General features: G+C 67.5%; 23 protein-coding genes, 1 tRNA gene and 1 pseudogene. 12 read left to right on the top strand and 13 right to left on the bottom strand.

The features are described 5' to 3' along the window. Positions 1-1268: 1268 nt before the first annotated feature. Entirely contained in the window at positions 1269-1892 is a 624-nt protein-coding gene (locus Q9R39_RS10080; RefSeq protein ID WP_311277425.1) for a hypothetical protein, read from the top strand. Between the two features lie 334 nt (positions 1893-2226). Here Q9R39_RS10080 and mscL read toward each other — a convergent pair whose 3' ends face one another. Together mscL and Q9R39_RS10090 are read right to left on the bottom strand one after the other, a co-directional pair. Then, the gene (gene mscL, locus Q9R39_RS10085; RefSeq protein ID WP_311277446.1) at positions 2227-3060 is read right to left on the bottom strand and encodes a large conductance mechanosensitive channel protein MscL; all 834 of its coding nucleotides are present in this window, start codon (positions 3058-3060) and stop codon (positions 2227-2229) included. Positions 3061-3236: 176 nt separating this feature from the next. Continuing rightward, entirely contained in the window at positions 3237-3908 is a 672-nt protein-coding gene (locus Q9R39_RS10090) for an SAF domain-containing protein (protein WP_058251490.1), read from the bottom strand. Between the two features lie 229 nt (positions 3909-4137). On the opposite strand from Q9R39_RS10090, the gene nhaA reads away from it, so the two are divergent. Then, the gene (nhaA, locus tag Q9R39_RS10095) at positions 4138-5415 is read left to right on the top strand and encodes a Na+/H+ antiporter NhaA (protein ID WP_311277426.1); all 1278 of its coding nucleotides are present in this window, start codon (positions 4138-4140) and stop codon (positions 5413-5415) included. Between the two features lie 45 nt (positions 5416-5460). Here the strand turns inward: nhaA and Q9R39_RS10100 are convergent, their stop codons facing one another. Next, on the bottom strand, positions 5461-7008 hold the full coding sequence (locus Q9R39_RS10100; RefSeq protein WP_311277427.1) for an alanine/glycine:cation symporter family protein: 1548 nt from the start codon (positions 7006-7008) through the stop codon (positions 5461-5463). 225 nt (positions 7009-7233) lie between these two features. Between Q9R39_RS10100 and Q9R39_RS10105 the strand changes: the two genes are divergently transcribed. After that, the gene (locus Q9R39_RS10105) at positions 7234-7566 is read left to right on the top strand and encodes an FmdB family zinc ribbon protein (protein ID WP_311277428.1); all 333 of its coding nucleotides are present in this window, start codon (positions 7234-7236) and stop codon (positions 7564-7566) included. An 82-nt stretch (positions 7567-7648) separates the two neighbouring features. Here Q9R39_RS10105 and Q9R39_RS10110 read toward each other — a convergent pair whose 3' ends face one another. Further along, positions 7649-8227: a 5-formyltetrahydrofolate cyclo-ligase gene (locus tag Q9R39_RS10110; RefSeq protein ID WP_311277429.1), complete on the bottom strand. Its 579-nt coding sequence runs from the start codon at positions 8225-8227 to the stop codon at positions 7649-7651. Between the two features lie 163 nt (positions 8228-8390). Between Q9R39_RS10110 and Q9R39_RS10115 the strand changes: the two genes are divergently transcribed. The 4 genes from Q9R39_RS10115 to Q9R39_RS10130 all read left to right on the top strand — a co-directional run bounded on the left by Q9R39_RS10115 (position 8391) and on the right by Q9R39_RS10130 (position 12142). Next, positions 8391-9335, top strand: a complete 945-nt coding sequence (locus Q9R39_RS10115; protein WP_065630200.1) for a UTP--glucose-1-phosphate uridylyltransferase — start codon at positions 8391-8393, stop codon at positions 9333-9335. A gap of 159 nt (positions 9336-9494) precedes the next feature. After that, the gene (gene glp / locus Q9R39_RS10120) at positions 9495-10799 is read left to right on the top strand and encodes a gephyrin-like molybdotransferase Glp (protein WP_058251484.1); all 1305 of its coding nucleotides are present in this window, start codon (positions 9495-9497) and stop codon (positions 10797-10799) included. A 160-nt stretch (positions 10800-10959) separates the two neighbouring features. Next, a complete protein-coding gene (locus Q9R39_RS10125; RefSeq protein ID WP_311277430.1) occupies positions 10960-11616 on the top strand; it encodes a GNAT family protein in 657 nt (218 codons plus the stop codon). Positions 11617-11638: 22 nt separating this feature from the next. After that, positions 11639-12142, top strand: coding sequence for a hypothetical protein (locus Q9R39_RS10130; protein ID WP_205333069.1), 504 nt, complete (start codon positions 11639-11641; stop codon positions 12140-12142). Between the two features lie 41 nt (positions 12143-12183). On the opposite strand, the gene Q9R39_RS10135 is transcribed toward Q9R39_RS10130, so the two are convergent. Then, positions 12184-12954: an ankyrin repeat domain-containing protein gene (locus Q9R39_RS10135; protein ID WP_205333070.1), complete on the bottom strand. Its 771-nt coding sequence runs from the start codon at positions 12952-12954 to the stop codon at positions 12184-12186. Positions 12955-13031: 77 nt separating this feature from the next. Between Q9R39_RS10135 and Q9R39_RS10140 the strand changes: the two genes are divergently transcribed. Further along, positions 13032-13700 carry an SIMPL domain-containing protein gene (locus Q9R39_RS10140; RefSeq protein ID WP_058251480.1) on the top strand — a complete coding sequence of 223 codons (669 nt, stop codon included), beginning with the start codon at positions 13032-13034 and terminating at the stop codon, positions 13698-13700. 148 nt (positions 13701-13848) lie between these two features. Beyond that, positions 13849-15111, top strand: coding sequence for a gephyrin-like molybdotransferase receptor GlpR (glpR, locus tag Q9R39_RS10145; RefSeq protein ID WP_311277431.1), 1263 nt, complete (start codon positions 13849-13851; stop codon positions 15109-15111). A 62-nt stretch (positions 15112-15173) separates the two neighbouring features. On the opposite strand, the gene Q9R39_RS10150 is transcribed toward glpR, so the two are convergent. Continuing rightward, a complete protein-coding gene (locus Q9R39_RS10150) occupies positions 15174-15917 on the bottom strand; it encodes a hypothetical protein (RefSeq protein ID WP_311277432.1) in 744 nt (247 codons plus the stop codon). Between the two features lie 86 nt (positions 15918-16003). Between Q9R39_RS10150 and Q9R39_RS10155 the strand changes: the two genes are divergently transcribed. Continuing rightward, positions 16004-16076, top strand: a tRNA-Ala gene (locus Q9R39_RS10155). Between the two features lie 816 nt (positions 16077-16892). On the opposite strand, the pseudogene Q9R39_RS10160 reads toward Q9R39_RS10155, so the two are convergent. Then, positions 16893-17321 (bottom strand): annotated as a pseudogene (locus Q9R39_RS10160) (cytochrome P450); the annotation flags it as partial. A gap of 173 nt (positions 17322-17494) precedes the next feature. Further along, entirely contained in the window at positions 17495-18277 is a 783-nt protein-coding gene (locus Q9R39_RS10165; RefSeq protein WP_078112171.1) for an AzlC family ABC transporter permease, read from the bottom strand. A 57-nt stretch (positions 18278-18334) separates the two neighbouring features. On the opposite strand from Q9R39_RS10165, the gene Q9R39_RS10170 reads away from it, so the two are divergent. Both Q9R39_RS10170 and Q9R39_RS10175 read left to right on the top strand, forming a co-directional pair. Next, positions 18335-18898 (top strand): helix-turn-helix domain-containing protein, encoded by a 564-nt coding sequence (locus Q9R39_RS10170; RefSeq protein WP_058251475.1) that lies wholly within the window; start codon positions 18335-18337, stop codon positions 18896-18898. Between the two features lie 412 nt (positions 18899-19310). Further along, positions 19311-20945 (top strand): DEAD/DEAH box helicase, encoded by a 1635-nt coding sequence (locus Q9R39_RS10175; RefSeq protein ID WP_205333072.1) that lies wholly within the window; start codon positions 19311-19313, stop codon positions 20943-20945. Between the two features lie 170 nt (positions 20946-21115). Here Q9R39_RS10175 and Q9R39_RS10180 read toward each other — a convergent pair whose 3' ends face one another. From Q9R39_RS10180 to Q9R39_RS10200, 5 genes are all read right to left on the bottom strand, one after another. Then, positions 21116-21943, bottom strand: coding sequence for a maleylpyruvate isomerase N-terminal domain-containing protein (locus Q9R39_RS10180; RefSeq protein WP_265965681.1), 828 nt, complete (start codon positions 21941-21943; stop codon positions 21116-21118). Positions 21944-22060: 117 nt separating this feature from the next. Further along, the gene (locus Q9R39_RS10185) at positions 22061-23023 is read right to left on the bottom strand and encodes a DMT family transporter (RefSeq protein WP_175404314.1); all 963 of its coding nucleotides are present in this window, start codon (positions 23021-23023) and stop codon (positions 22061-22063) included. Beyond that, on the bottom strand, positions 23020-23505 hold the full coding sequence (locus Q9R39_RS10190) for a hypothetical protein (RefSeq protein WP_058251473.1): 486 nt from the start codon (positions 23503-23505) through the stop codon (positions 23020-23022). Before Q9R39_RS10190 ends, Q9R39_RS10185 begins: the two co-directional genes overlap by 4 nt. A gap of 25 nt (positions 23506-23530) precedes the next feature. Then, on the bottom strand, positions 23531-25111 hold the full coding sequence (locus tag Q9R39_RS10195; protein ID WP_058251472.1) for a 4Fe-4S binding protein: 1581 nt from the start codon (positions 25109-25111) through the stop codon (positions 23531-23533). A gap of 34 nt (positions 25112-25145) precedes the next feature. Then, positions 25146-26180 carry a diiron oxygenase gene (locus Q9R39_RS10200; protein WP_311277433.1) on the bottom strand — a complete coding sequence of 345 codons (1035 nt, stop codon included), beginning with the start codon at positions 26178-26180 and terminating at the stop codon, positions 25146-25148. Positions 26181-26290 lie beyond the last annotated feature (110 nt).

Genomic DNA, 26290 nt, shown 5'->3' on the forward strand with positions numbered 1-26290 from the left:
AGTCTACATGTGGCGGTTCTTCGCGGAGCCTTGCCGGACGCCTCGGCGGGAATTGCGCCTGCGCTATATCGAAACACCAATAAAGAATGGTTCGACACGCGGTTATCCACGGCCGGCTCATCACACACAACAGCCCCGGACCGAAGTCCGGGGCGGTTGTTTCGATCGAGATCTACACGGGAGCTTCTTCGGAGCCCGATTCGATCGAACCGGTCACCAGTTCGACGATAGCGTCGGTGATTGCGCCCTGGATGATGTCGGCCATGAAAGCTCCTTCGTCGTAGATGAACTGCGGAACGTGAGCGCCGAACGCATTCGAACGAGCGCCACGACGCAGAGAATACGATACTCGACAACGCGGCCGACGACAGTCCGTGGCCATTCGGTGAACCGCGTCGCAATGCTTCGTGCGCTGACCGGGAATAATATCTTGCGTCCCCGAAAACAACGAACCGCCCCCAGCTCAGGCCGGGAGCGGTCCGCGTGTCGGGCGATCAGTTCTCGGTCGAAGCCTCGTCCGAAAGACTGTCCAGGTCGCGAATGAGTTCACCGAGGTTAATCTCGATTCCAGTGGCCATGGGTACTCCTTAGGTCGTGTTGCAGGGAGTTCGACGAATGTCGGCTCCTGCAGAGTCTTTTCAATACGGAGATCGCACTACAAACAACCGATCTGGTTGTTTCAACGTCCGCGGGTTGGAAGCTAGTCGACCTCGACGGGATCGCCGTAGTCGTCATCCGACCCGGTCAGCAAACTTGCGATAGCTTCCGCGATTGTTCCGCCGTAAATCTGTCCCATTATTTCTCCTTTGTCGCGGTGGATCTTGAGCGCGAAACTACGGGGACTACTGCCCGTCGTTGCCGCGGTGGAAGGTGATGCTCAGGCTAACAACCTCGTCGGAATCGACGCTCAACCAATGTTGAGTGCGCAGACGTCTTCCGAGGAACGTTTGAACCTACTCAGCGGTGCCGTCCGAGCCGCCACCCTCGTCGGAACCGGTGACCAATTCCTCGATGTAGAGGCGGATCCAGGAAATGCTGATCGCGTCAGACATGCGATTCTCCTAATAAGTGTCGACGATCTCATTGGGTAGCACGGTCGTTCCGTCCGAAGACGGCAACGCGGCTGACCATACCGCACCTCTCCAGGGCTGTCCTGGCCAGAGAAGGTTGAATTCTCGGTGAACTCATCCGACTTGAAGGATGGAGCTACGCGGGCGACGCAAGGCGATGGTTGGCCGTCTGCGATGTGAATGTGCTGGTATGAACCGATGACGCAACGCGTGGAGGTAGGCGGTACGACGTCCCGGCAATTGGTCGAATCGGATCAGGAGTCCGCGCTCGACCTGCTCGAAAACGGGCTGCGCGAGGTTCCCGTCTACCGTTGGCTCATTGGCGCGGACGCTCCCGTCGAGGCGTACCGCTGGTACGGAGAAATCTTGTTCGTCGAGTACCTGCGAGGCCTGCACGGAGTCTTCGACGGGCGGGGCGATCTCATTGCGCTGATCGCGGTCTCGGCCCCCGGTGACGAGGCCGGGCGGATCGACGAGGACATGAAAGCGCGCACCAAGCATCAGGTGCAGGTCATCGACGGCTTCATTGACCGCTTCACCGAGTTGCAGCGGAAGTCGGAGGAGGCGCAGGTCGCGGAGAATCCGATCAAGGTGATCTTCGCGCTCGTTCATCCGGGTCATCGCCGAGGCGGCACCCTCGCCGGGCTGGTCGACCCGGTCATCGAGCGTGGCCGGCGCGAAGGCCTGCCGGTCACGTGCAGCACGAGTGACGAACGACTGTCGGCCCTCTACGCCCGCCGGTGGGACGCGCAGGTCCGGGCTCAGTTCACGCTGACAGACGGGCCGACTGTGTGGGTGCAGCGCGTCGATCCGCCGGCGTGACGCCGAGACGAATCGAGCCCCTGTCGCGGTGTGCGACAGGGGCTCGAGATCGGTGAGGATTCAGCTACCGAAGAACCACGGGAACGTCCTGGGGCGGGCCTGCGCACGCGGTTGGGTGCGCTGCTGCGGACGCGCCGGACGCCGGTTCTGGGTCTGCGACTGACGGTTCGGTGCGGGCTTGTTCGGCATTCGTTCATCCTGTTCTCGTTCGGTCGCACCGGTCTTTCAGGTCCGGTGCGGTCGCACGTTCCGGCGACGAATCCCAAAGTAGGGGGCCGACCTTCGGGTTCGGATGGCTCCCGCTGTCAGCTTCCTGGGAGACGGGGCCCGCGTGTCAGCGCGAGTGACGCCCCGGCGCGTCCGGGCCCTCACCCGGGAAGTCGCCCGGGTATTGCTCACCGGGATAACCGCTTCCGGGGCCGGGAGGCGGGTAGTTGCCGGGGCCCGGGTAGTTCCCGGGCGGCGGGTAGCTACCGGGTGCCGGCTGCGGCGTCGGATACGGCTGGCCCGACGGGCTTCCCGGCGGCGGGCCCTGCGGAGGACGATTCTGCGGGACGGACTGGGACGGAACGTTCTGCGGGGGAACCGATTGCGGGGGAGTGGGGTGCGACGGCGGGCCCTGTGGTGCCGGCGGAGTCGAGATGCGTTGCGTCGTACCGGCTCCGGCGGGTGCTTCGTACGGGGCGAAGGAGCCCGACGGCGGACCGTAGGAGTCACCGACCGGACCGGACGGATCGGAGAGATGCGCCGGCAGATCACTCTCGGCCTCCGCCTTGGCCTTCGAGGTGCCGTCGGGGTCCAGCAGATCGCGGATCTCGGACAGCAGGGCGATCTCGGTGACCTCCGCCTTCTTGCCGAAACCGCCCAGCTCGGCCAGCTTGTTGTACGGCAGGATGATGATGAAGTACACCACCGCGGCGATGATCAGGAAGTTGATCACCGCGGTGATGACACTGCCGAGGTCCACGAATGTCGATGGGTTGTCGGTGATCTGGAAGCCGAGTCCCTGCGCGGCGTCGGAGCCGACGGGGATCGAATTGATGATCGGCTGGACGATGCCCTCGGTGAACGCGGTGACGATCGCGGTGAACGCGGCGCCGATGATGACCGCTGTCGCCAACTCGACGACATTGCCCTTGAGTATGAAATCCCTGAATCCCTTGAGCACGGTGTACGGCCTCTTTTCGGTGATGTCCTGCTCTTGTCCGGTGATTCTGCGCATGATCGGAGCAAATCCGACATGCGCTGCGCGAGCTCGTACTACCCTATCCACGATCGTGAACGAACCGATCCATTTGAGTTGATTGGCCCGGTTGTGTCGTCGTGCGATGACCCGCCCATTCGTCAGTGCATGACGACTGCGAGTGCTGTGTCGAGTCCCGCCGCCGCGACCCGATGAGCAGATGTGGCGTCCATCGCGAGCAGCACCGGCGCGGCCGCGGTCCCGCCGGGAGCGATGCCACCGGACTGTGTTTCGGCTGCATGGAGTGCGACGACGGCGCGGCGGGCCAGCACTTCCGCCTCGTCGGTCAACACGTCGACCACGTCGCCGGGTCGCAGCAGCGCGGTCACGGCCTCGTCCGACAGTCGTATCGGTACGAGCCGGGCATCGTCGTCCCCGGTCAGGTCGGCGGGTAGACGTGATGACAGCAGGCGCGTGTCCGTCATGATCTCGCCACTGCGGACCCGCCCGGTCACGGTCTTTCCGATGGCCGGACCGGCATGTGTCAGGGCGCCCCCGGGAACCGTGGCTCCCGCAATCCGCCGCGACTGGAGATCAGCGACGTCGACCACCTGACCCGGCCGCAGTTCATGTGCGGCCACCACGACCTCGACATCGCCGTCGGCGCGTGTCCCGGTCATCCCGACGACGACAGCCGCGATGACGAGCGCCGCCGCGACGACGCGTCGGACCAGGAGGCTGCGGGTCCATCCAGGCCGTAGTGCGGCGCCCAGCCGGTCGCGGAGCCGGGGAGCGAGGGAGTCGTGGTAGCGGTGCGTCGACGCCGGAGACATGTCGCGAACGGTAGGTCGGTGGTCGACGGCCGCCGGCCATCCGCCCCGCCTGTGGACAGAGTCGGGCCGCACGGCCGGCCCTGGGGACAGCGGTGCCGCGGACGGGGTGCGGTGGTGCGCCGCGACGCGGTGGAGGAGAATCGATCCCCGGTGTGCCGGGAAGTCTGGTCGGCCGTCGCCCGTGCGGGTGGCGCGATGATGACTTGTCCACTCGATCCAGAGGAGCGCGATGACCGACCAGACACCAGGCGATGTCACCGACGGCCCGGCACCGGCGAGCGGACGGACAGACCGCCTGCGGAAATGGGCCGCCCTCGACACGACGAGTGGAGCGTTGCTGCTCGTGGCTGCGGCGGTCGCGGTGCTCTGGGCCAACTCGCCCTGGCGGGAGGCCTACGACTCGCTGCTCCACATCGAGGTGGGGCCCGAGGCCCTCCATCTACACCTGTCGCTCGCGCACTGGGCCTCCGACGGGCTGCTGGCGATCTTCTTCTTCGTGGTCGGTGTCGAACTCAAACACGAGTTCGTCGCCGGAAGCCTCCGCGATCTCAAACTCGCCGGTGTGCCGATTGCGGCCGCAGTGGGCGGCATGGTCACCCCGGCTCTCTGCTACGTCGTGATCGTGGCGATCGGCGATCCTGAGGGTCTGCGCGGCTGGGCGATCCCGACGGCCACCGACATCGCGTTCGCCCTTGCGGTTCTCGCGATCTTCGGGCGCGGGCTGCCGCTGGCCCTCCGGACGTTTCTGCTCACGCTTGCCGTCGTCGACGATCTGCTCGGCATCATCGTGATCGCGACCTTCTACACCGAACAGATCGATTTCGTGATGCTGGCGGCCGCGCTCGTCGCGGTGGCCGTCTTCGCTGTGCTGGTGCGACGGGCGTGGCGCTGGTGGCCGCTGCTCATCCCGGTCGCCATCGCGGCCTGGGGGCTGATGCACGCGTCCGGTGTGCACGCGACCGTTGCCGGCGTCCTGCTCGGCTTCACGGTGCCCGCCGTTGCGATCCGCGGAGAGAAACAGCCGCGCACCGAGAGGCTCGACGACGCGGTCCGCCCGTACTCCGCCGCGATCGCGCTGCCCGTGTTCGCATTCGCCGCGGCCGGGGTGAGCGTCGTCGGCGGCGAAGGGTCGATCGTGCAGCCGGTGTCCATCGGGATCGTCGTCGGCCTCGTCCTCGGCAAGGTCGTCGGCGTGATGGGTTCGACGTGGCTGATGACCAGGTTCACACCGCTACGCCTCCCCGACGCGGTGGGCCTCCGCGACCTGCTCCCGGTCGGGCTGCTCACCGGTGTCGGGTTCACCGTGGCGCTGCTCATCGCCGAACTGAGCTTCGAGGCCGGCTCCGACGACCATGCCGCCGCGGCGAAGGCGGCCATCCTCGCCGGGTCCGTCGCGTCGGCGATCCTGGCCGCGATTCTGCTGCGGTGGGACGCCCGCCAGGCGCGCGACCCCGACATGAACCGAGACAACATCCCCGACATCGACAAGGACGTCATCGGGGGATGAATCCGCGGGCCTCGGTCCGAGGCCCGCGGTTCGTGTGGGACGGTCCTACTTCGCGACCGTGACCTCGTCGGTGCGTTCGTCGGCGCGGCCGTAGGACTCCCAGAACGTCGCCCCGACGATGCCGAGAGCGACGGGATCGAAGATCGGGTCCTTGCCCTGCTTCTTCTGCTTCTCGTAGTCGCGCAGCGCCTTGAAGGCGGGCTGCTGCAGGATCAGGATGCCCACGATGTTCAGCCACGCCATGAGTCCGACGCCGATGTCGCCGAGCGTCCATGCCTCACTTGCGGTGGAGACGCAGCCGATCGCCACCGACACCAGGATCAGCGCCTGCAGCAGCAGTGTGAGGTTGACGCCCAGCGTGCTGCGCAGGGGGCGGATGTAGAGGGTGGCGGACTTGCCCATCAGGAACCGCAGGTTGGTCTCGGCCATGTAGTAGTACGCGATGATCGTCGTGAGGCAGAAGAACGCCAGGGAGATCGCCACGAACGTCGAACCGGCACCGCTCCACATGCTGTCGAAGCCGACCTGGACGAAGGCCGGACCGACCTCGACGGGGCCGGTCAGCATCCCGCCGTCGGAAAGCACTGCACCGTCGGCACTCTCGCCCTCGAAGACGCGGTAGGCGCCCGTCGAGATGATGAGGAAACCGGTCGCCGAACAGACGAACAGGGTGTCCACGTAGACGGCGAAGGCCTGCACGAAGCCCTGCTTGGCCGGATGCGAGACCTCCGCGGCAGCGGCGGCGTGCGGTCCGGTGCCCTGCCCGGCCTCGTTGGAGTAGATGCCGCGCTTGACGCCCCACATCACGGCCGCGCCGACGATCGAACCGAACACGGAATCGATGCCGAAGGCGCTGGCGAAGATGAGCCGGAGGACATCCGGGATCTGCGAGGCGTTGGTGAAGACGACGACGAGCGCGAACAGGATGTACAGGACGGCCATGAACGGCACGACGATGGTCGCGAAGGTGGCGATGCGCTTCACCCCGCCGATGATGACGAACGCCAACACGATGACGACGCCGACCGCGACGGCCCAGTCCGCGATGCCCCATGCCTGGCTCATCGCGACGGCCATGGAGTTGGACTGGACGCTCGGCAGCAGCAGGCCGCAGGCGAGGACGGTCACCGCGGCGAACATCAGACCGTAGACCCTGAAGAACGGTGCCGCCTTGGTGTGGGCGAGCGCCTTGCTGAAGTAGTACGCCGGACCGCCGCGATACTCGTTGGTCAGCGGATCGCGGGTCTTGTAGATCTGGCCGAGCGTGCACTCGACGAACGACGTCGACGCCCCGAGGAAGGCCATCGCCCACATCCAGAACAGGGCGCCGGGACCGCCGAAGGCGATCGCCGTGGCCACACCGGCGATGTTGCCGGTACCGACCCGACCGGCCAGCGAGATCATCAGCGCCTGAAACGACGACACCCCGTCCGGCGAGCTCTCGCCGTGACGCATGACCCGGATCATCTCCGGTACGTGCCGGATCTGGAGGAACCTCGAACGGATGGAGAAATAGACCCCGACACCGAGGCAGAGGTACACCAGTGGATTGCTCCAGATGATGCTGTTGAGGTCGTTCAAGAAGTCGGTCATGGGACTCCAGCGTCGTGCGGGCGGCCGCTCAGGGCGTCGCTCCCGGTCATCATGCGGTGAACCGTTGGCTTCGGCTGGGGAACACTGTGCACGACGCCGCGGGTCCATGCGCGGCGAGGGTCGGATGCGGGGGCCGCCCGTCGGCAGAAGTCTTAGCACTCGGAATGAGGGAGTGCCAAAGTCGGTTACACTGGTCATCGTTTACTGACATTCGGAGGTTTCGCGGTGCCCACCTACTCGTATGCCTGCACGGAGTGCGACAACAAGTTCGACATCGTCCAGTCCTTCTCCGACGACTCGCTGACCGAGTGCCCGCAGTGCGCTGGCCGCCTGCGCAAGCTGTTCAACTCGGTCGGCATCGTGTTCAAGGGCAGCGGTTTCTACCGCACGGACTCGCGTCCCGGGTCGTCCTCGGACACCTCGACGCCCTCGTCGGACAGCTCGTCGTCGTCGAGCTCCTCGTCGTCGTCGGACAGCTCGTCGAGCAGCTCCAAGTCGGACTCCGCGAGCTCGGTGTCGTCGACCAAGAGCGAGACCAAGGCCGCGACTCCCGCCTGACCGGCGTCCCACGACGACAACGTCATTTGCCGAACCCGGGCCGGTGTCACCCGACACCGCCCGGGTTCCGCCGTACCCCGGGTCAGCCGAGTCGGCGGAACCCGTCTCCGGGCGTGAGAGTCCAACCGACCGGGACATCGTGGTCACCGGACGGCAGTGAGTCGACGACCTCGTCGTCATAGACCACGCCGACGAGGTCGGCCGACAAACCGTGCAGGGTCCGGTCGTAGTATCCGGCGCCGCGCCCGAGCCGCACACCGCTCTTGTCGATCGCGAGCGCCGGGACCAGGATCACCGACGCCGCGCGGATCGCGGTCACCCCGACGCGGTCGGTGGTCGGTTGGAGAAGTCCCCAGCGTCCGGGAGCCAGCGAGTCCGGCCCCGTATACGGCGCCCAGTCCATCGGTGCGGGATCGCCGTCGGGGACCACCGGGACCAGAACCGACACGCCTCGGTCGACGAGCGCGTCGAGCATCGAATTCGAGCCGGGTTCGTTGCCGACGGGGACATGCGCGGCGACCGTGACGTCGTATTCGAGCCGGAAGGGGCAGGAGTACATCCATTCGGCGAGGGCGGCGGCGGACCGGTCCCGCTCGTCGGCGGACCGACGTGATCGCCGATCCTCGATCTCTTGTCGCAGTTGCTGTTTCAGCGTTGTCAAGACCCGACCGTCCTTCGCGTCGTCTCGAGACCGGTGGCATGTGCACCCCGGCCGGGACAGCCGGGACGCCCGCACTGTATCCGACCGTCGGAACGAGCGTGGTGAGGTCCCGGTCACCGCCGTCTGTCCGGCCGAGAACCGGCACCTGTCCTAGGGTGGATTCATGAGTGCGACGGATAAAGCTGGTTTCAGTGAGTACGAAGGTGTACCCAACACTCCGCCGATCCCGCGTACCGCGGTCGTCCCGGCAGCCGGGTTGGGCACGAGGTTCCTGCCGGCGACCAAGACGGTGCCCAAGGAGTTGCTGCCGGTGGTCGACACCCCCGGCATCGAGCTCGTCGCCGAAGAGGCCAAGGCGGCCGGCGCCGATCGTCTTCTGATCGTCACCTCTCCGGGCAAGGACGGCGTGGTCGCCCACTTCGTCGAGGATCTCGTGCTCGAGAACACCCTCGCCACGCGTGGCAAGGAGTCGATGCTGGCCAAGGTGCGCAAGGCGCCCAACCTGCTCGAGGTCGCGTCGGTCGTGCAGGAGAAGCCGCTCGGCCTGGGGCACGCGGTCGGTTGCGTCGAGAGCTACCTCGACGACGACGAGGACGCCGTGGCGGTTCTGCTGCCCGACGATCTGGTGCTGCCCGGAGGTGTCCTGGAGGTCATGGCGCGCACCCGTCAGCGCCGGGGCGGCTCGGTGCTGTGTGCCATCGAGGTCCCCGAGGAGCGCATCAGCGCCTACGGCGTCTTCGACGTCGAGCCGCTTCCCGATGCCAACAACCCGAACGTCATGCGCCTCAAGGGCATGGTCGAGAAGCCCGAACCGCAGGATGCGCCGTCGAATCTGGCCGCCGCGGGTCGCTACATCCTCGACCGCAAGATCTTCGACGCGCTGCGCCGTATCGAACCCGGCGCCGGTGGCGAACTGCAGCTCACCGACGCCATCGCGCTCCTCATCGAGGAGGGCGAGCCGGTCCACGTCGTCGTCCACCACGGCACCCGACACGATCTCGGCAACCCCGGCGGCTATCTCAAGGCCGCCGTCGACTTCGCGCTCGACCGCGACGACTACGGTCCCGATCTGCGCGAATGGCTCGAGAAGCGTCTCGCCGACAGCTGATTCCGCACGGGCGATCACCGGTCGCATCCGCGCGCCTCGCACGCTGCCGCGGGCGCGCTCGATAACGTTCTCCTGTGTTGTATCGAGTGCACGACGTGCCGCGAGCTGTCGGCCGCAGGTCCCGGTGCACTGACCGGTTGAGACGGGAAGAGCGGTGAGATGCGGTCTGTCGAAGATCATCTGACGCTGGTGACCGCGGCGGCAGTGGCGCCGCGTCCGGTGCGCGTCGCGATCTCCGAGGCGCAGGGCCTGATGTGCGCCGAGGAGGTCGTCACCGAGCACCCGATGCCCGGCTTCGACCAGGCGGCCATCGACGGCTACGCGGTGCGTGCGGTCGACGTCGGTCTGGCCGGGGTGCTCGCACCCGAAGACCTGGAGGACTTCGACGCCAACGGCGCCGAGCTCGTCGACCTCGAACCGGGCGAACCGATGATCGTGTCCCTGCCGGTGGTCGGCGAGGTCGGGCCGGGCTCTCGGACACCGACGCGGCTGCAACCGCGTCAGGCGGTGCGCGTCGAGACCGGGGCCCCGATGCCGACGCTCGCCGACGCCGTGGTCCCGTTGCGCTGGACCGACGGTGGCGACCAGAAGGTCAAGATCGGACACGGCGTCGAGAGCGGCAACTACGTCCGGCGGGTCGGCGACGACGTGCAGCCGGGCGATGTCGCGGTCCGCGCGGGCTCGATCATCGGCCCGGCCCAGGTCGGGCTGCTCGCCGCGGTCGGTCAGGCACGCGTGATGGTGCACCCGCGTCCGCGTCTGTCGGTCATCTCGGTGGGCAGTGAGCTCGTCGACATCGACCGCACACCCGGACCCGGTCAGATCTACGACGTCAACAGCTATGCGCTGGCCGCGGCCGCCCGCGACGCCGGCGCCGACGTGAACCGCGTCGGCATCGCCGAGCGCGAGGCGTCGCGGATGCGGGAGGTCGTCGAGGCGCAGCTCATCCGCTCCGAGATCGTGGTGATCTGCGGCGCGGTCGGGGGAAGTGCATCGACCGCCGTCGCCGACGCGCTCGCCGACCTCGGCGACCTGGAGATCGTGCGCGTGGCGATGCACCCCGGGTCGGTCCAGGGCTTCGGGCGCCTCGGACGCGACGAGGTGCCGACGTTCCTGCTCCCCGCCAACCCGGTGAGTGCACTGGTGACCTTCGAGGTGATGGTCCGGCCGCTCATCCGGATCGCGCTGGGCAAACGACAACCGATGCGGCGGATCATCAAGGCGCGCACTATCGGACCGATCGCGTCGGTGCGCGGCCGCAAGGGTTACCTGCGTGGGCAGCTGATGCGGGACGAACGGTCGGGGGACTACCTGGTGCAGGTACTCGGCGCCTCACCGACCGGGTCGTCGCACCTGCTCGCCGAGCTCGCCGAGGCGAACTGCCTGATCATGGTCGACCCCGATGTCGAGGAGATGGGCACGGGCGACGAGGTGGAAGTGGCCTTCCTCGCGCAACGCGGGTGAGCTCACCCCCGCTGGTTGAGCCGGCACCGAGCGCAGCCGCCGGGCCGAGCAAGCGACGAAGGAGCGCGTCGAGGTCGAGGCGCCGAGTCGAAGCCACCACCCCGGCGCGAGATCCAGGTCTCACGCCGTCGGCACTATGACAGCGCATAAACTTCTTCTCGTGTTCAGGTGGTTGAGCGGCAGTCAGGGAAGTCCGGGATGGCCGGCCACTCTCGGGCCGCTGCGCACCCGGACCGGCACGGTCACTCTGCGGCCCGTCAAGGTACGCGACGCCAAGACGTGGAGCGAGTTGCGGATCCGCAACCAGAACGCCCTGTTGCCCTGGGAACCGACGGGTGTCGGGAGCTGGGCCGAACGCCATCAGCCGGGGTCGTGGCCGCCGCTGTTCGCGGTGCTGAAGTCCGAGGCCAAACGAGGTGCGCTGCTCCCGTTCGTGATCGAACTCGACGGCCGCTACGTCGGGCAGCTGACGGTCGGCAACATCCAGCGCGGCGCGGTGCGGACCGCGTGGATCGGCTACTGGGTCGACTCGGCCGTCGCCGGCAACGGCATCGCTACCGCCGCGGTGGCGCTCGGGGTGGACCACTGCTTCGGTCCGGTGGGCCTGCACCGGCTCGACGCGACGGTGCAGCCGACCAACGAGGCATCGCGGAAGGTGTTGACCAACATCGGGTTTCGGCAAGAGGGTCTCCTGCTGCGCTATATGGACGTGAACAAGCGCTGGCGCGACCACATGCTGTTCGCGCTCACGGCCGAGGAAGTGGTCGGCAGCGCCGCCGAGGCACTGGTCCGGGCGGGCCGGGCGTCGTTCCAGTGAGTCGGGGCGTCGAGGTCACCGCGTGATCACCACGACCGGCTCGCGCCGTCTCACGCTGACCGTGGCGGCCGCGTTCTTCGCCACGGGGTGCGCGATCCACGAGACCGGACGCGCCGTGAACGGCGTGCCGGTCTCCGAGCAGGTCGCGACCGGCAGCGACACGGACCCCTGCGACGTGCCTCGAAATGTTCTGGAAGAACTCGGTGTACAGGACATGCCTTTGCAGCGGGCCGCGGTGTCCCGACCGACGTGCGCCTGGGAGATCGGTGCCTACCGGGACCCGAGTATGTACTACTGGGTGTCGGGTCCCACCGAACCCGACCACCTCAACGACACCGTGGTTCTCGCCGGCACACGGGCCGAGATCTTCTATGAGTCAGAGGGACTGGCGCGCTACATCGTGCGCCTGGACCGCCACACGTTCGATGTGGCGTATTCGGCCGACACCTCGCCGGACACCCCGACCGGGCCCGAAGGGGCGGGGCTCGTGGTCACGGCATTGCTCGACAAGTACGGCTACCGCTAGCCCGAATCGCCATGCGGTCGCCGGCTTCTTCAGCGCCTACGTCAGCGCCCGGTCTCGATGGGGAAGTCCCGCGCGCGCATCTCGGATTCGATCGCGGCTCGGGTGCGGAGATAGGAACTCGTCCGGATGGAGTCGTCGGCCGTGTACAGCGAGGGCAGGAACGTCGAACCGCGCTGATCCCGGTGCGCGCCATCGGCGCCCGCGCGCAACAGGACGAGGCAGTGGTCGATGTTGAGCACGTCTGCCGAGGTGAACAGCGGCGTTCGGCCGGCGAGCGGTTGCACCGAGTTGAGGTCGGCGCCGCGGTCGATCAGCAGGCGCAAGGCGTCCCCGCGACGATGGCGGACAGCGGTGTGCACGACGTTGCCGCTGATCCGGTCCGACGCCCCGACCAGCCCTTCGTCGAACTCGATGATGGTGCGGAAGGCGTCGAAACGGTCGAGCAGCACGCTGTAGGCGACGGCGTTGTAGCTGCCGGCGCCTGGCAGATGCGGGTCGGCGCCCGCGCGGAGCAGGGCACCCACGGCCGCCGGCGGCCCGAATTCCACCGCCCACTGCAGTGGCGTGATGTCCACGCGCCGCGGGTCGGTCTCCGGATCGCCGCCGAGTTCGTCGAGGTCGGCGCCCGCGGCGACCAGGGATTCGATCGCGGTCTGATCGTCTCGTCGGGCTGCGTCGAGCACTCGGACGGTGGGGGCGGTGAAGTAGTCGGCCGCGTCGACGCGCGTCGAGACGACGTCCGCGATCCACCCGCACCCGGCGACCACGCACGCGGACAGTGCTGTCGCAACCACCGCCACGAGTCTCTTCATCCGCACCATGCCGTCCCTCCGTGCCTCATGTCCGATTTTTACGATAACCCGCCTCAGTCGACGCATAGGCTCTCGGAATGACCGAACACAGTGACGAACTGGAGATCGTGGTCCGCGGCCAGGCACGCGGTCGGTATCGGCCCGAGCGCGGAATCATCCACCTCGTGGTGCGCGTGGAGGGTGCGGACAAACCGGCGGTCTACACGCGCGCGGTCGAGGTGCACACCGATCTGACCCGTGCGCTGACGGGACTCGAGTCGGCGGGGGCAGTGACCCGATGGACGGCCGACTCGGTGCGGGTCTATTCCTATCGTCCGTATTCGGAGACAGGCGAGCGTCGAGAACTGGTGTACAACACCCGCATTCGCATCGAAGCCGAGTTCGTCGACTTCGAGGGGTTGTCAGAGTTCATCGACCTCTGGGCGTCGGTCGATGCCGTCGAGGTCGGTGACATCGACTGGGATCTCCACGAGCAGACGCGGCGCGAACGCGAGCGGGAGTTGCGTCGGGACGCTGTCGAGGACGCGATTCTCAAGGCCCAGGCCTATTCCGATGCGGTGGGTCGGGGACCGGTGACGCCGGTGCTCCTGTCCGATCCGGACCTGGCCTCGAATGTGCCGACGGCGAGGCGACGGGCCATGCCGATGGCGGTCGCCGCCGGTCCGCCGGCCTCACCGTCGCTGGAACTGCGCACCGACGACATCGAGATCGCCGTCGCGGTGGACGCCCGGTTTCGGGCGCAGTGAACCCCCACGGCAACGGTGATGCTGAGAGGCGCGTGTGAAACCCGCGCCGATTCGCCTGTGACACGGCGCGTCTACCCGGGGCCGACCTGTCGTCGTCCTAGATTGTGGAGTGGCTTCGTGTGACCAGAGTGAATGAAGGGAGAGTCGCATGCCCAACTCCGTACTGTGGGTCTGTCTCGTCGCGGTCTGGCTCTTCGTGCTGGTCCCGATGGTCATCAAGGGACGTCCGCAGATCCTGAAGTCGACCGACGCCGCGCGCAAGACGCGACTGCTGCACCGCGGTGGGTCGCGCACCGCGACGGCCTCGGGAAGTCGACGCCGGTCGTCGGCCCGTCATCCGCACGATCCGTCGTGGAAGTCCTCGCGTCGCAGCGCCACCGCGACGCTCGAGGCCGACAGCGACGTCGACACCGAGGACGACGCCGACGTCGCGAAGAGTGAGTCCTCGACCCGAGTGCGTCGTTCCGGCAGTGCGAAGGTCGAGAAGCCGACGGCAGAATCCGTGGACGACGACGATGATTCGGTCGACACCGCACTCGGGGACACCGATGACGAGTCCGTGGACAGCCACAGCGAGAGTGACAACGACGCCGTCGCGGAAACCGATGACGACATCGAGGTCGACGTCGAACGCGACGAGACCGCAGACGACGAGTCGGACACCACGTCCGAGGAAGCCGAATACGACGACGACTTCGAGGACGTCGACAGCGAATACGAGGACGGCGAGTACGACGACGACCTCGAGGACGAGGACGCCGAATACGAGGACGCCGAATACGAGGACGCCACAGACGAACTCGACGAGGACGAGTACGACGACTACGCCCGCGCGTCGCGGCGCAGTGATCGAGCCGAGTCGGTCGACGAGGACGAGGCGGACGACGCCGAGGCCTATGTAACCGATCCCGACGAGGTCGAGGACAGCCGCCCGGCGGCGCATTCGTCGAGCAGTCGACGGTCCGGACGCAGTGTCTATTCCTCCGAGAAGGAACGCGAGCTCAAGTACCGGGAGCGTCAGCGCGTCACGCTGGGGTTGTTCGTGCTGGTCTTGCTGGCGATCGCGGCCGGCTTCGTCGTCGGGACGCCCGGTTGGGTGGCCACCGGCGTGCTCGGTCTGCTCCTGGTGGGCTACCTCGCGTACCTGCGTCGTGCGGTGAAGACCGAGCAGCAGATCCGGGCACAGCGCCTTGCGCGCGCCAAGCGGTCGGCGCGTGCCGAGGAGGAGCGTCGTCGACAAGCCGCCGCGGTCCCGGAGTTCGCCGCCGCACCCCCGCCGCCGCGACTTCGGCGGCCCGGTGGCGCAACGGTTCTCGAGATCGACGACGAGGACCCGGTGTTCGACCACCTTCCGCCGTTCCAGCGTCGCCGCATGGACCGCGAAGACCTGCAGTACCGCCGCGTCGGCTGATCTCCACACCCGTTCAGCAGTAGGTGTCGCTCAGCGAGACCTACTGCTGAACTGTTTCCCGGCTACTTCGTCACAGCCGGCTTGCCGTGCGAATCCAGCCACGCCTGACCGGCTTTCGCCGCCTTCGACAGCGCGATGCGCTCGCCGAGATAGGTCGCGGGCGCCCCGACGACGGGGACATACGCGAGCATGCGGAACGGCGCCATCGGCTGCGGTCGTTTGTCGAACTCGTCGTCGACGGCACGGAGCAGCTTCGCCGCATCCCAGATGGCGGCGAAGAGCGACCTCTCCCGCTCCTCGGGTTCGGACGGCAGCGACTTCCCGGACTTGGCGGTGACATCCGGGTTCGTGAGATCACGTTTGCAGAGCACCGACGCGAGCAGCTGCACCTGTCGTTTGCGATCGGTGACCTCGTACTCGCGGGCGATCGCGACCAGCACCATCGCCTGGTTGGCGAACCCGAGGTACGGGGTGATCGGCAACCGCTTCGCCCACACGCCGAAGACCCCCGGGAACGCCACGGCGCCCGTGTTCAAGGTGCCGATGCGGGTCACCCACCAGCTGGCGCGCTTGTGCATGGACCGCTCGGACCAGCCCTTGGTACCTGGCCATTCGGCGGCGTCGAGCAGCTTCGACGCGGCGTGCTGGGCCTGCCGCAGGCGCGAGTCGGGGTGGTCGTCGTCGTGGAAGGTGTGGCCCTTCAGGCCGAGCGGGTCCCGCTCGGCGAGTGCGTCGAGGACGGGGTTGATCACCCCGACCACGTTGTCGAGAACGCCGGCCAACTGTTGATCTGACATCCGAGGCACCCGCCCAGCCTAGTGGTGGGCCGGCCGTTTGGGAGTCGACGACCCCGGGCTGATAAAGTAGCTCGCGGATGGTCGCAAGACCTCCAGGGGCTATGGCGCAGTTGGTAGCGCGACTCGTTCGCATCGAGTAGGTCTGGGGTTCGATTCCCCATAGCTCCACCGAAAACGGCAGCTCAGACGGCTCCGCCCGGAACCCGGGCGGGGCCGTTCCGCATCTAGCAGACCGGCCTCGTTCCGAGATCAGGAAGCGCAGGGAGTGAAGTGGGAGGCGGCGTGATCGCCGCACAGCGGCACCGACATCTCGGGAGATATCCCGGCAGGCGTCACCATCTCCCAGTGGGTGGCCCGGCGATGGCAGTCGACGACGTAACAGGCGGGGGCGAACGAGTTTTCCACGCCTGAGCAACGTGTCAGTACGCTCGGCAATTCCCGGGACGGGGGGTGCCACCACCGGGTCCACAGCGTCGACAATCAGTGGAGGGTGACCGAGGGTCCCGACACCGACGTGCTCGTCGCGTGTCCGCAGTAGTTCCTCCGCGATTGTCGCTCGGCGAGGGTGCAGACAGATCCGCGCCCGGGGCGGTACCCCGGACGCGGATCTCTGACCGTCGCAGTCGACCTGCTACGTTGCCGTATCGTCCGATCCTGATTCAATCGCGCCCGTGACGAGTTCGACGATCGCGTCGGTGATTGCGCCTTGAATGATGCTTGCCATCTGTGACCCCGATTTCTTGATGGATGAGTGCCTTGCCGTCAATACATTACGGTAGAAACATGGGCCTCGCGAACTGAGTAGGCCATGATGAAAGTAAATTCTTGGTTGATGGAGTGTTATTCGCCTGACAACCGACGAACCCGAAGTGTTTTGTCGAACCCACGGTGTGGCAGATCGATATTGCATGGTGGCCGACAGATTGCCTTGCCATGATCAGGACGTTGCAATGAACAGCTCGAAATCTAGTATCGATGAACGAATCAGTGATAGCGAACTGGCATCTCCTTGATGCCGTTGAGCCAGCCGGACCTGACTCGAATCGGCTCGCCGGTTTTGGTGAGGTCGGGGATGATGTCCGCGACGGCGTTCATCATGATGTCGATTTCCATCTTGGCGAGGTTGGCGCCGATGCAGTAGTGCGCCCCACTGCCTCCGAACCCGAGATGCGGGTTGGGGTTTCGTGTGATGTCGAAGGTGAATGGATCTCGGAAGACAGTGTTGTCGTAGTTGGCTGACCCATAGAAGAGGCCTACGCGTTGGCCCTCGCTGATGCGCGTGCCGTTGAGTTCGGTATCCTGCGTAGCTGTTCGCTGAAAACAATTGACCGGGGTTGCCCAGCGAACGATCTCGTCGGCAGCCGTGGACGGACGTTCGCGGCGAAATATATCCCACTGCTCGTGGTCGACGAAGAACGCGCCGGTGAGGGCGACCGCGACGAGAAGGACGACGGTGGCCCGATCCATCAGCTTCTCGGCCGCGGCGGACACCGAGATACGTTTCCGCAGAACAGGTCCGGCAGCGCGCATTGCGTAGGTGCCGACTGCGAGGAGTGTGATCCCGATGGCCAGGGAGACGCCGGCGCTCATCGCGATGTCCGAACGGTGTCGTGCTCGAGCGTGTCATTCGGCTCGGCGTTCCGGGCGTCGGCGCCGGTCCTCGTGCGGGGCAGATCCGGTGCCTCCGCGGATGCCGACCGAAGGCGGCGGACCACCTCGAGGGCGGCGAAACCGCCGAGTGCACCCATGATCGGCAACCCGGCCGGTAGGAACGGCGTCGAGGAGACGGCCACCGCCGCGCCGACGGTCACCGCCGCCCAGGTGGCGCCGTCGCGAAGGGCGGGGATGGCCAGCGCGGCGAGAAGGGCGGGGAAGGCGGCGTCGAGGCCGAGGCTCGCGGGGTCGGCGACCACGCCCCCGAGGGCGGCACCCAGGGCGGCGCCGACGGGCCAGGAGATGAGAACTCCCAGCCCGCACAACAGGAACGCGGCGCGTGCGCGCCGGGGATCGGTCTCGGCCGTCGCCAGGGCTGCCGTCTCGTCGTTGATGAGGTGGGAGCCGAGCAGGATCTCGGGCGTGCCGCGCAGGTGCTTTCCGACGGCGAGGCCGTATCCGAAGTTCCGGGTGTTGACCAGCAGGCCGGCCAGCGCGGCCAGGATCGGCACCCCGCCCGCGGCGAGAATCCCGACGAAGACGAACTCCGACGATCCGGCGAGCACGATAGTGGCGATCAGGACGATCTGCCAGAGAGTGAGGCCCGCGCCGTGCGCGGCGACCCCGTACGACGTCCCGATCACGAGCACCGACAGCGACATCACCACGACAGCGCGCAGGGTTGCCGAGTCGAGTGTTCTCCAAGCCGAACGCATGACTATCATAGTGAACAGTGGAGGAGTGTTCGTCAAGATGGACGATCGGACGGTTTGATGAACGAAGCGCGCTCGGTGAATCCGAAAGAGCTCGTCGCCGCGTCATTGAAGCGAGAACGCGCACGAGCCGGTCTGTCGCTGACCGAACTCGCCCGGCGCGCCGGTATCGGCAAGTCGACGCTGTCCCAGCTCGAATCGGGGGAGGGGAACCCCAGTGTGGAGACGCTGTGGGCCCTGTCCACGGCTCTGGGGGTGCAGTTCTCGGCGCTTCTGGATTCGCCTACGCCCACGGTCGAGGTCATCCGGTTCGGTGAGGGACCGGTGATCCCGGCCGCGGACGCCGATTACTCGGCCACGCTGCTGTCCACCGCGTCGCCGGGTTCCCGGCGCGACATGTACGTGATCCGGGCCGAGCCGGGTAAGCCCAGGGTCTCCGCCCCGCATGCGCGCGGGATCGTCGAGCATGTCGTGATCAGTTGCGGCCGAGCGCGTCTCGGGCCCACCGATGCCACCGAGGTGCTGTCGGCCGGTGACTACATCTCGTATCCCGGTGATGTCGAGCACGTCTTCGACGCGCTCGAGCCGGGCACCGTCGCGGTGATGCTCAGCGAGGCGTTCTGAGGTTGCGGGACAAAACCTTTCAAGTCCGGACAGGCCTGGGAAGCGCCGGTGAAAACCGCCCTCGAGAGGCGCGGCGTCGACCGCATGCCGTCGTGAGCACTGTCCTGGGCGGTCTTCGGTCGGATTTCCGACGACCCTGCCGGTGTGGGCGAAACGCGACGTGCATCACAGCGATTCGCGGTATCGATCACCGACGCGTACTGTTGCCAGAAGTGATGCGCCCGTACAGGCCGCGTCTAGCGTCGTAGAACGCCTCTCTCGCAGGTCCGGACATTCCGACACCGGTCGGCCACCTGCCATTGACTTCATACGGCGAACGAGCTCGCGCACCCGCGTGTTCGCCACCGGCACCGCCCTTGCACGTCAGTCGTGCTGTTCGCGTGCCAAGCACAGGAAGAAGCCTGCACACCACATGACTGCTGTCCTCGAAAACCCGGCCACCTCCACCGATGCTGCTGCGTCGGCGCCCGGTGTGTCGTTCGAATCCCTCGGTGTCCCAACCGAACTCGTCAAGGTTCTCGTCTCTCAGGGCAAGACCGACGCCTTCCCGATCCAGAAGGACACCCTCCCTGACACCCTCGACGGCAAGGACGTCCTGGGCCGCGGCAAGACCGGCTCGGGCAAGACCCTCGCCTTCTCCATCCCGCTCGTCGCCGGCCTGGCCGAGATGCAGGTCAAGCGCTACGTGGGCGCACCCACGGGACTGATCCTGGCGCCGACCCGCGAACTCGCGACCCAGATCGCCGCGGTCGTCGAGCCGCTCGCCGCCTCCGTGGGACTCACCGTCACCACCGTGTTCGGCGGCGTCAAACAGACCCGCCAGGAGCAGGCGTTCCGGCGCGGAGTCGACATCGTCGTCGCGTGCCCCGGACGTCTCGAGGACCTGATGCGTCAGGGCATCGTCCGGCTCGACGAAGTCGAGATCACCGTGATCGACGAGGCCGACCACATGGCCGACCTCGGCTTCCTGCCCGTCGTGACCAAGATCCTCGCCGCGACCCCCGCCGACGGTCAGCGGATGCTGTTCTCGGCCACGCTGGACAACGGCGTCGACAAGCTCGCCAAGCGCTTCCTCGACAATCCGGTGCAACATTCGGTGGATTCGGCGGAGTCGCCGGTCGCCGCGATGACCCATCATGTCTTCGAGGTCTCCTCGGCGGGCAAGCAGGACCTCGTGGCCGAGTTGGCCTCCGGCACCGGTCGTCGAATCCTGTTCATGCGCACCAAGCACCAGGCCAAGAAGCTCGCCAAGAAGCTGACCGAGGCCGGGATCCCCGCTGTCGACCTCCACGGCAATCTCAGTCAGGCTCAGCGCGACCGCAACCTGGCCGCCTTCGGTGAGGGTGAGGTCCGTGTCCTCGTCGCCACCGACGTCGCCGCCCGTGGCGTGCACGTCGACGGCATCGAACTCGTCGTGCATGTCGATCCGCCGGCCGAGCACAAGGCGTATCTGCACCGCTCGGGCCGCACCGCCCGCGCCGGGTCGGCCGGCGACGTCGTGACCGTCTGCCTGCACGAGCAGCGTCGTGAGGTCGCACAACTACTGCGCAAGGCCAAGATCAAGGTGACACCCATCGCTGTCGACGCATCGTCGGCAGCCGTCGACGAGCTCGTCGGCGAGCGCGCCCCCCGCGTGTCCGCGGCGGCACGCGCAGCCGCCGAGGCCGCTCGTGGTGGCGGTGCACAGGGCGGCCGGTCCCAGGGAGGTCGTCCGCAGGGCGGTCGTTCGCAGGGCGGTCGCTCGCAGGGGAGTCGACGCGGCGGTCGTGGTCGAGGCCAGGGCGGCGCTCGTGGCGAGAGCCGGAGCGCCGGAACCGGCGGCGGCCGGAACGCCACCGGCGGTGACTCGCGCGGTACTCGCGGCGAGGGCCGCGGCCGTCCGGCTCGGAGCGACTCGCGCGCGGGCGGTTCGCGCTCGTCGGACGCACGAACCGGAGGCCAGGGACGCGGCGCCGGGCAGTCGCGCGGCGGCGACCAGCAGCGGGCGGGCGCCCGCGGGCAGGGACGCCGGGCGAGCCGTCCCGCTGGCTCGCCGACCGGTCGCTGAGCCGAGCACGGCGCGGGTGTCACCGCCCGCACACCATTGACGTCGCATGCGACATCAATCCGGCGGCGCGACCTCGATCGAGGTCGCGTCAACGGAATGATGTCGCATGCGAGTTTTTCCTGGAGCGCGGCGTGCTGTCGTCACCCGCGCCCCTGCGCCGCGGCGCCCGCTCAGGCGGGCAGGAATTTGTGCTGGAGGCGAGGAGCGAGCCACGGCCGGGCACCCCAGGCGATGCCCTTCCCGGTGAGGCCGACCCACCCCGGGGACAGGCGACCGTAACCGGCGAGGAGAGCGGTCGCGGGGTCCACGCTGATGTGGACGTCGGGCCGGCGTGGCTCCGGCGGATCGATGTGCAGCTCGCCGTCGGTGAATTCGTAGACGTGCCGTTCGCCGCACCCGCGGAGCCGGATGTCGTAGGTGCCGGAGTGCCCGGCGGCGTGCAGCGGATCGACCCAACTGGGCAGGATGTGTTGGCGTGCCCGGATGATCATCAGCACCACGTCCGGTTCGACCCACCAGCGGGCCCCGACAGCGCGTGCGATGTCGCGGGCGTGCACCACGAACTCGCCGATCAGCAGGCCGAGAGCGGCGTCGGCCCGGATGACGCGGTCGCCGTCGAAGTGCATCTTCGGGACCTGCGCGTGGAAATGCGACACCTCGTCGACGAGTTCGCGGAGGTCGTCGGTCAATCGTCGGCAGAGCACTGTCACGTCGCGCGTCGGCAAGTTGGCGATCTGTTTGGCATTGAAGTCGGGTACGTCGACCGCCGAACAGCACCACTCACCTTCGCCGCGCGCGAGTTCGAGAAAGCGCGACGGCGCCATCGCGACATGGCCGACACAATCGGTCAACGTCCAGGCGGGGGTGTCGGGGAGCCGGGTGTCGGGGTCGCCGACACCGAGCACGAGATCGGTGAACCGATCCGCAGTCGTGAGCGCGGCGTCGATGTAGTCAAACCTCGAGAACATCCCCGTCGCGCGTGGTTCCTCCCCCCACATGGCGTACGAGATTACCCCGGCCCGTTGCGACGTGCGACACATTCCGTGCCAACACGTCGAACCTGTGGACAGATGTGCAAGGTGCGCAACATTATTCACAAACGCGCACGATGATTCTCAGTCACGTGACACCGCCGGGGCGGCTTCGCCGAGCCGTACGCAGACGACGCCGAGCACGATGAGCAGGCCGCCGGCGAGTTGAATCGGTGCCGGCAGTTCGTCGAGCACGAGCCAGGCGAAGACCACCGCGAACAGCACCTCGGACAACGCCACGAAGGACATCACCCGGGCCCCGAGCAGCCGGCCGCCTGCGATGCCGAAGCCGTAGGCCATGGCGGCCGAGACCACACCCAGCAGCACGAGCGGGATCCACCAGGCCACCTCGAGCGCACCGACCTCGACCGGGTCCGTGGTCATGGTCATCGGCAGGATCCCGGTCAGCCCCGCGACGACGAGGGCCAGTGCGCCGATGAGCAGGCCACCCGCGGCCAGGCTCAGGGGCGGCCAGCCCGTGCGGTCGTCGGCGGAGATCACGAAGTAGGCGGCGGCCCCGACCATCGCGGCGAGCGCCCACAGCACCCCGATCGCGCTGATCGGGACGTCGCCGGTGAGGTCGAGGACGAGCGCGAGTCCCCCGATCGCGAGTGCCGCGCCGAGCACGGTGACGCGACCCGGACGCTGACCGTGGCGCAGCCACATCCACACCAGCACGGCGACCGGGGCGGTGTATTCGATGAGCAGCGCGACGCCGACCTGCAGGTAGGTCACGGCATAGAAGTAGGCCAGCTGACAGCCGGCCACCGCGAGGAGTCCGTAGGCGACGAGCACCGTCCAGGACCGTCGGCCCGGCTGCTCGGGCAGCGGCTGCCGACGGTCGCGAAAGGCGAGGAAGCCGGGAATGGCCAGGACCAGACCGCCTAGTGCGATGCGGACGGTGACGGTCGCACCGGCCGTCCATCCCGACTCGATCATGGCCCGGGCGAGCACCCCCGAGATGCCGAAACAGGCCGACGAGATCAGCGCGAGTGTGAGACCCAGCGCGGGTCGCGAGAGCGGCGCAGTGTGGTCCGCGGTCCTCACGGATTCTTGGCGGCGACGATGGCCGAGCGAACGGCCTCCCGGCATTCCGTGCCCGTCGGCTCACCCGTTCCGAGGTAGAAGCTGCCCGGACGTCCTTCATGACCGGCAAAGCCGGTCACCGAGAATCCGTCGGATTCCGGAACATACGGGGTCGACGACATCGACGCGGCGGCGAGCGGACACGACAGCGCCGACACCCCACGTTCGGCCCCGGACACCACGACGATCAGGTGGGTCGGATGCAGCACGATGAGCGTCTGGTGCTCGGAATCGGGGTCGACGGGGTTGCTGCGTCGTCCGAAGAGCTTGCCGAAGAACGTGGTCGACGGTGGGTTGATGCTCCGGGTGATCCACGCCGGCAGGTCGTCGGTGACGGTGAGCTGTGTCGAGTCGGCATGGTCGCGCAGCGTGGCGGCGACGTCGGCGGGTAGATCGGACAGATCGGCGCGCACGGTGGTGCGCTGGTACGCGGGGAGCCCCATGGCTGAAATCTAGCGCAGCAGTCCGTCAATCGAGGCCGGCGACGGACGACGCGACGCCGAGGCGTCGGCCGAGCAACCGACGGCGACGCGGTGCCGAGGCCTCGGTCGCGTTCGACTCGAGGTCGTCGAGCAATGAGGCGACGGTCTGCGCCGAGTCGGTCTTGTTGGTGCCGATGAAGCCCGACGGACCGCGCTTGATCCAACCGGTCACATACATCCCGGGTACGGGCTCGGTCCCGTCGAGCACGCGGCCGTCGAGGTGCGGGATGATCCCGGCCGCGTCGTCGAACGGGAGACCCGGGACCGCGACACCGCGGTAACCGACCGAGGTGAGGACGAGCCCGGTGTCGAGCCCCACCGTCTCGCCGGTGGGTTCGATGCCGACCGCGGCTCCGGAGTCGTCGACGACCGGACGGTTGCGGCCGGCGGTCAACGTGCGCGCGCGGCCGTCCGCACCGGCGGTCACCTCCATCGGAGAGGCGAAGAACGCCAATCGGATTCGACGGCCCTCGGGTTCGGGGCGGGCGGCGCACTCGGCCAGGAGATCGAGCTTGGCACGAGTCGTGGTGTCCAGGTCGGCGGGTGCGGGCAGCGCTTCGAGGTCGGCGGCGTCGACGGTGACCGGGACCCCCGAATCGACCAGTCCGATGAGTTCGGGCAGGGTGAAGGCCGCGTGCGCGGGTCCGCGGCGGCCCATCACCACCACCTCGCGGACCGATGAGGACCGCAGCTTCGCCAGTGCCGGACGGGAGATGTCGGTGGCGGCGAGGGTGCCCGGGTCGGCGACGAGGATGCGTGCGACGTCGAGGGCGACGTTGCCGTTGCCCACGACCACGACGCGCTCGGTGTCGAGATCGACGTCGAGGTCGGCGAAGTCGGGATGGCCGTTGTACCAACCCACGAAGGATGTCGCGCTGGACACTCCGGGGAGATCGAAACCCGGCAGCGCGAGTTGCCGGTCGGTGGGTGCCCCGCCCGCCCAGATCACGCCCTGGTGACGGGCGCGCAGGTCGGCCAGGGTGAGGTCCCGCCCGACCTCGGTGTTCAGCAGGATCTCCAGTCGGGGGTTGCGCGCGATGTCGTCGAACAGCTCCATCACCTTGCGGGTGTGCAGATGATCGGGCGCGACGCCGAACCGTGCCAGCCCGAACGGCCGGTCGAGACGTTCGTACATGGTGACCGAGACCTGTGGCTGCCGCAGCAGCTCGTCGGCCGCGTACATCGCCGACGGGCCCGAACCCACGATGCCGATCGAGATCGAGGTGTCGACGGCCAGCTGCCGCGGACGATCGATGGGCGCGAGGGGTAGCCGACGGGCCGGGTCGACGGGGAAGCGCGCGGCTCCGTCGGCCGGATCGTGGTACTGGGTCGCGTTGACCTCGACGAACCGTTCCTGCCCAGCCGGCAGGCGATGTCCCGGGACGATGGCGCCGACCGGGCACGCACTGACACATGCGCCGCAGTCGACGCAGGTCGCGGGATCGATGTACAGCATCTCGGCGATGCCGAAATCGGGCTCTTCAGGCGTGGGGTGGATGCAGTTGACGGGACATGCGTACACGCACGACGCGTCGCCGCAGCACGCCTGGGTGACGACGTGGGGCATGGTCTCGGGTTCTACCTGCGTTCGGGGTTCGGGTTCAGGCCGCGGTGTAGGTGGGCTCGCTGCGGAACCGCGACGGGCGGCCGCTGATGCCGAGCGCGCGCCACAGCAGGCGCGAGACCGGGTTCATCAGTCCGCTCTGCTCGCCGAGCATGCGGACGTCACCGAAGACGTTGCGCAGGAACCGCTTCGACTCCGGCGACCGCCAGAAGATGTCCTTCATGACCGCGTCGGGCACGTCGAACCGCTTGGCGAAGCTCCGCGGGGGCACCACGATGGCGCCGCAGAGGATGCGCATGGTCAGCGGGAGCATCAGCGACAACAGGAAACGCTGGACGCGTCCGCGCTGCGGCACCTGCTCGCGGATCAGGTGGTGGGCGAAGGAGATGTGGCGTGCCTCCTCGGCGACGTGCAGCTGCATCACCGCGGCCATCGTCGGGTGCAGGCTCGCGCGGGTGCGCAGGAAGTCCTTCTGGATGTGGTCGATCGGCTCCTCGCCGCCGAGCACACCGAAGAAGAAGACGCTGGGGAAGACCGTCGAGACCAGCGGAACGAGAGGAGAGATGAGGCGATAGCCCAGCTTGGCCCCGGGAACGTCCATGCCGGTTCGGTTGACGAACTCCTGGAACATCAGGGTGTGGTTGCACTCCTCCTTGGATTCGTGCGTGGTGTAGCGGAATTCGCGGGCACCGTTGGGGAGTTTGAAGCTGTACTGCATCAGGCCGCGGATCAGGACCGACTCGAACTGTAGGCCGACCTTGGCGACATTGGCCTGGCGCCACATGCCGATCTCGATCTGCTTCTCCTGCGGCAACTGCTGGTACCACGGGTGGCGGCCGATCGGGTCGACCTCGTAGGACAGAATCCACCGCGGATCGTTCTCGACGATCGCCATGTCCGGCGCGTCCCAGTCGATGTCGACGTACGGGTCGAAGTTGCGATGGACCGATGCCGCGGACAGGTCGTCGAGGACCTGGTCGTAATCGTGGTCGCTGCCGGACTTGTCGTGCTGCGGCACGTAGCGGGCGGGGGCCTCGTGCTCCCGGTCGGTCGGGGTCAGTGCTTTCGTCATCGTCGCATCCTTCGGGGTGGGCGGCTCGGCCGGTGAAACAGACCACAGCGGATGACTCGAGCGTATTTCGACGGGCCGCTATTTGTCAACACTCGATGTCACGTTCGATA

It is taken from the genome of Gordonia sp. AC31 (genome assembly GCF_031844505.1).
GTDB classification, from domain to species: domain Bacteria; phylum Actinomycetota; class Actinomycetes; order Mycobacteriales; family Mycobacteriaceae; genus Gordonia; species Gordonia hongkongensis.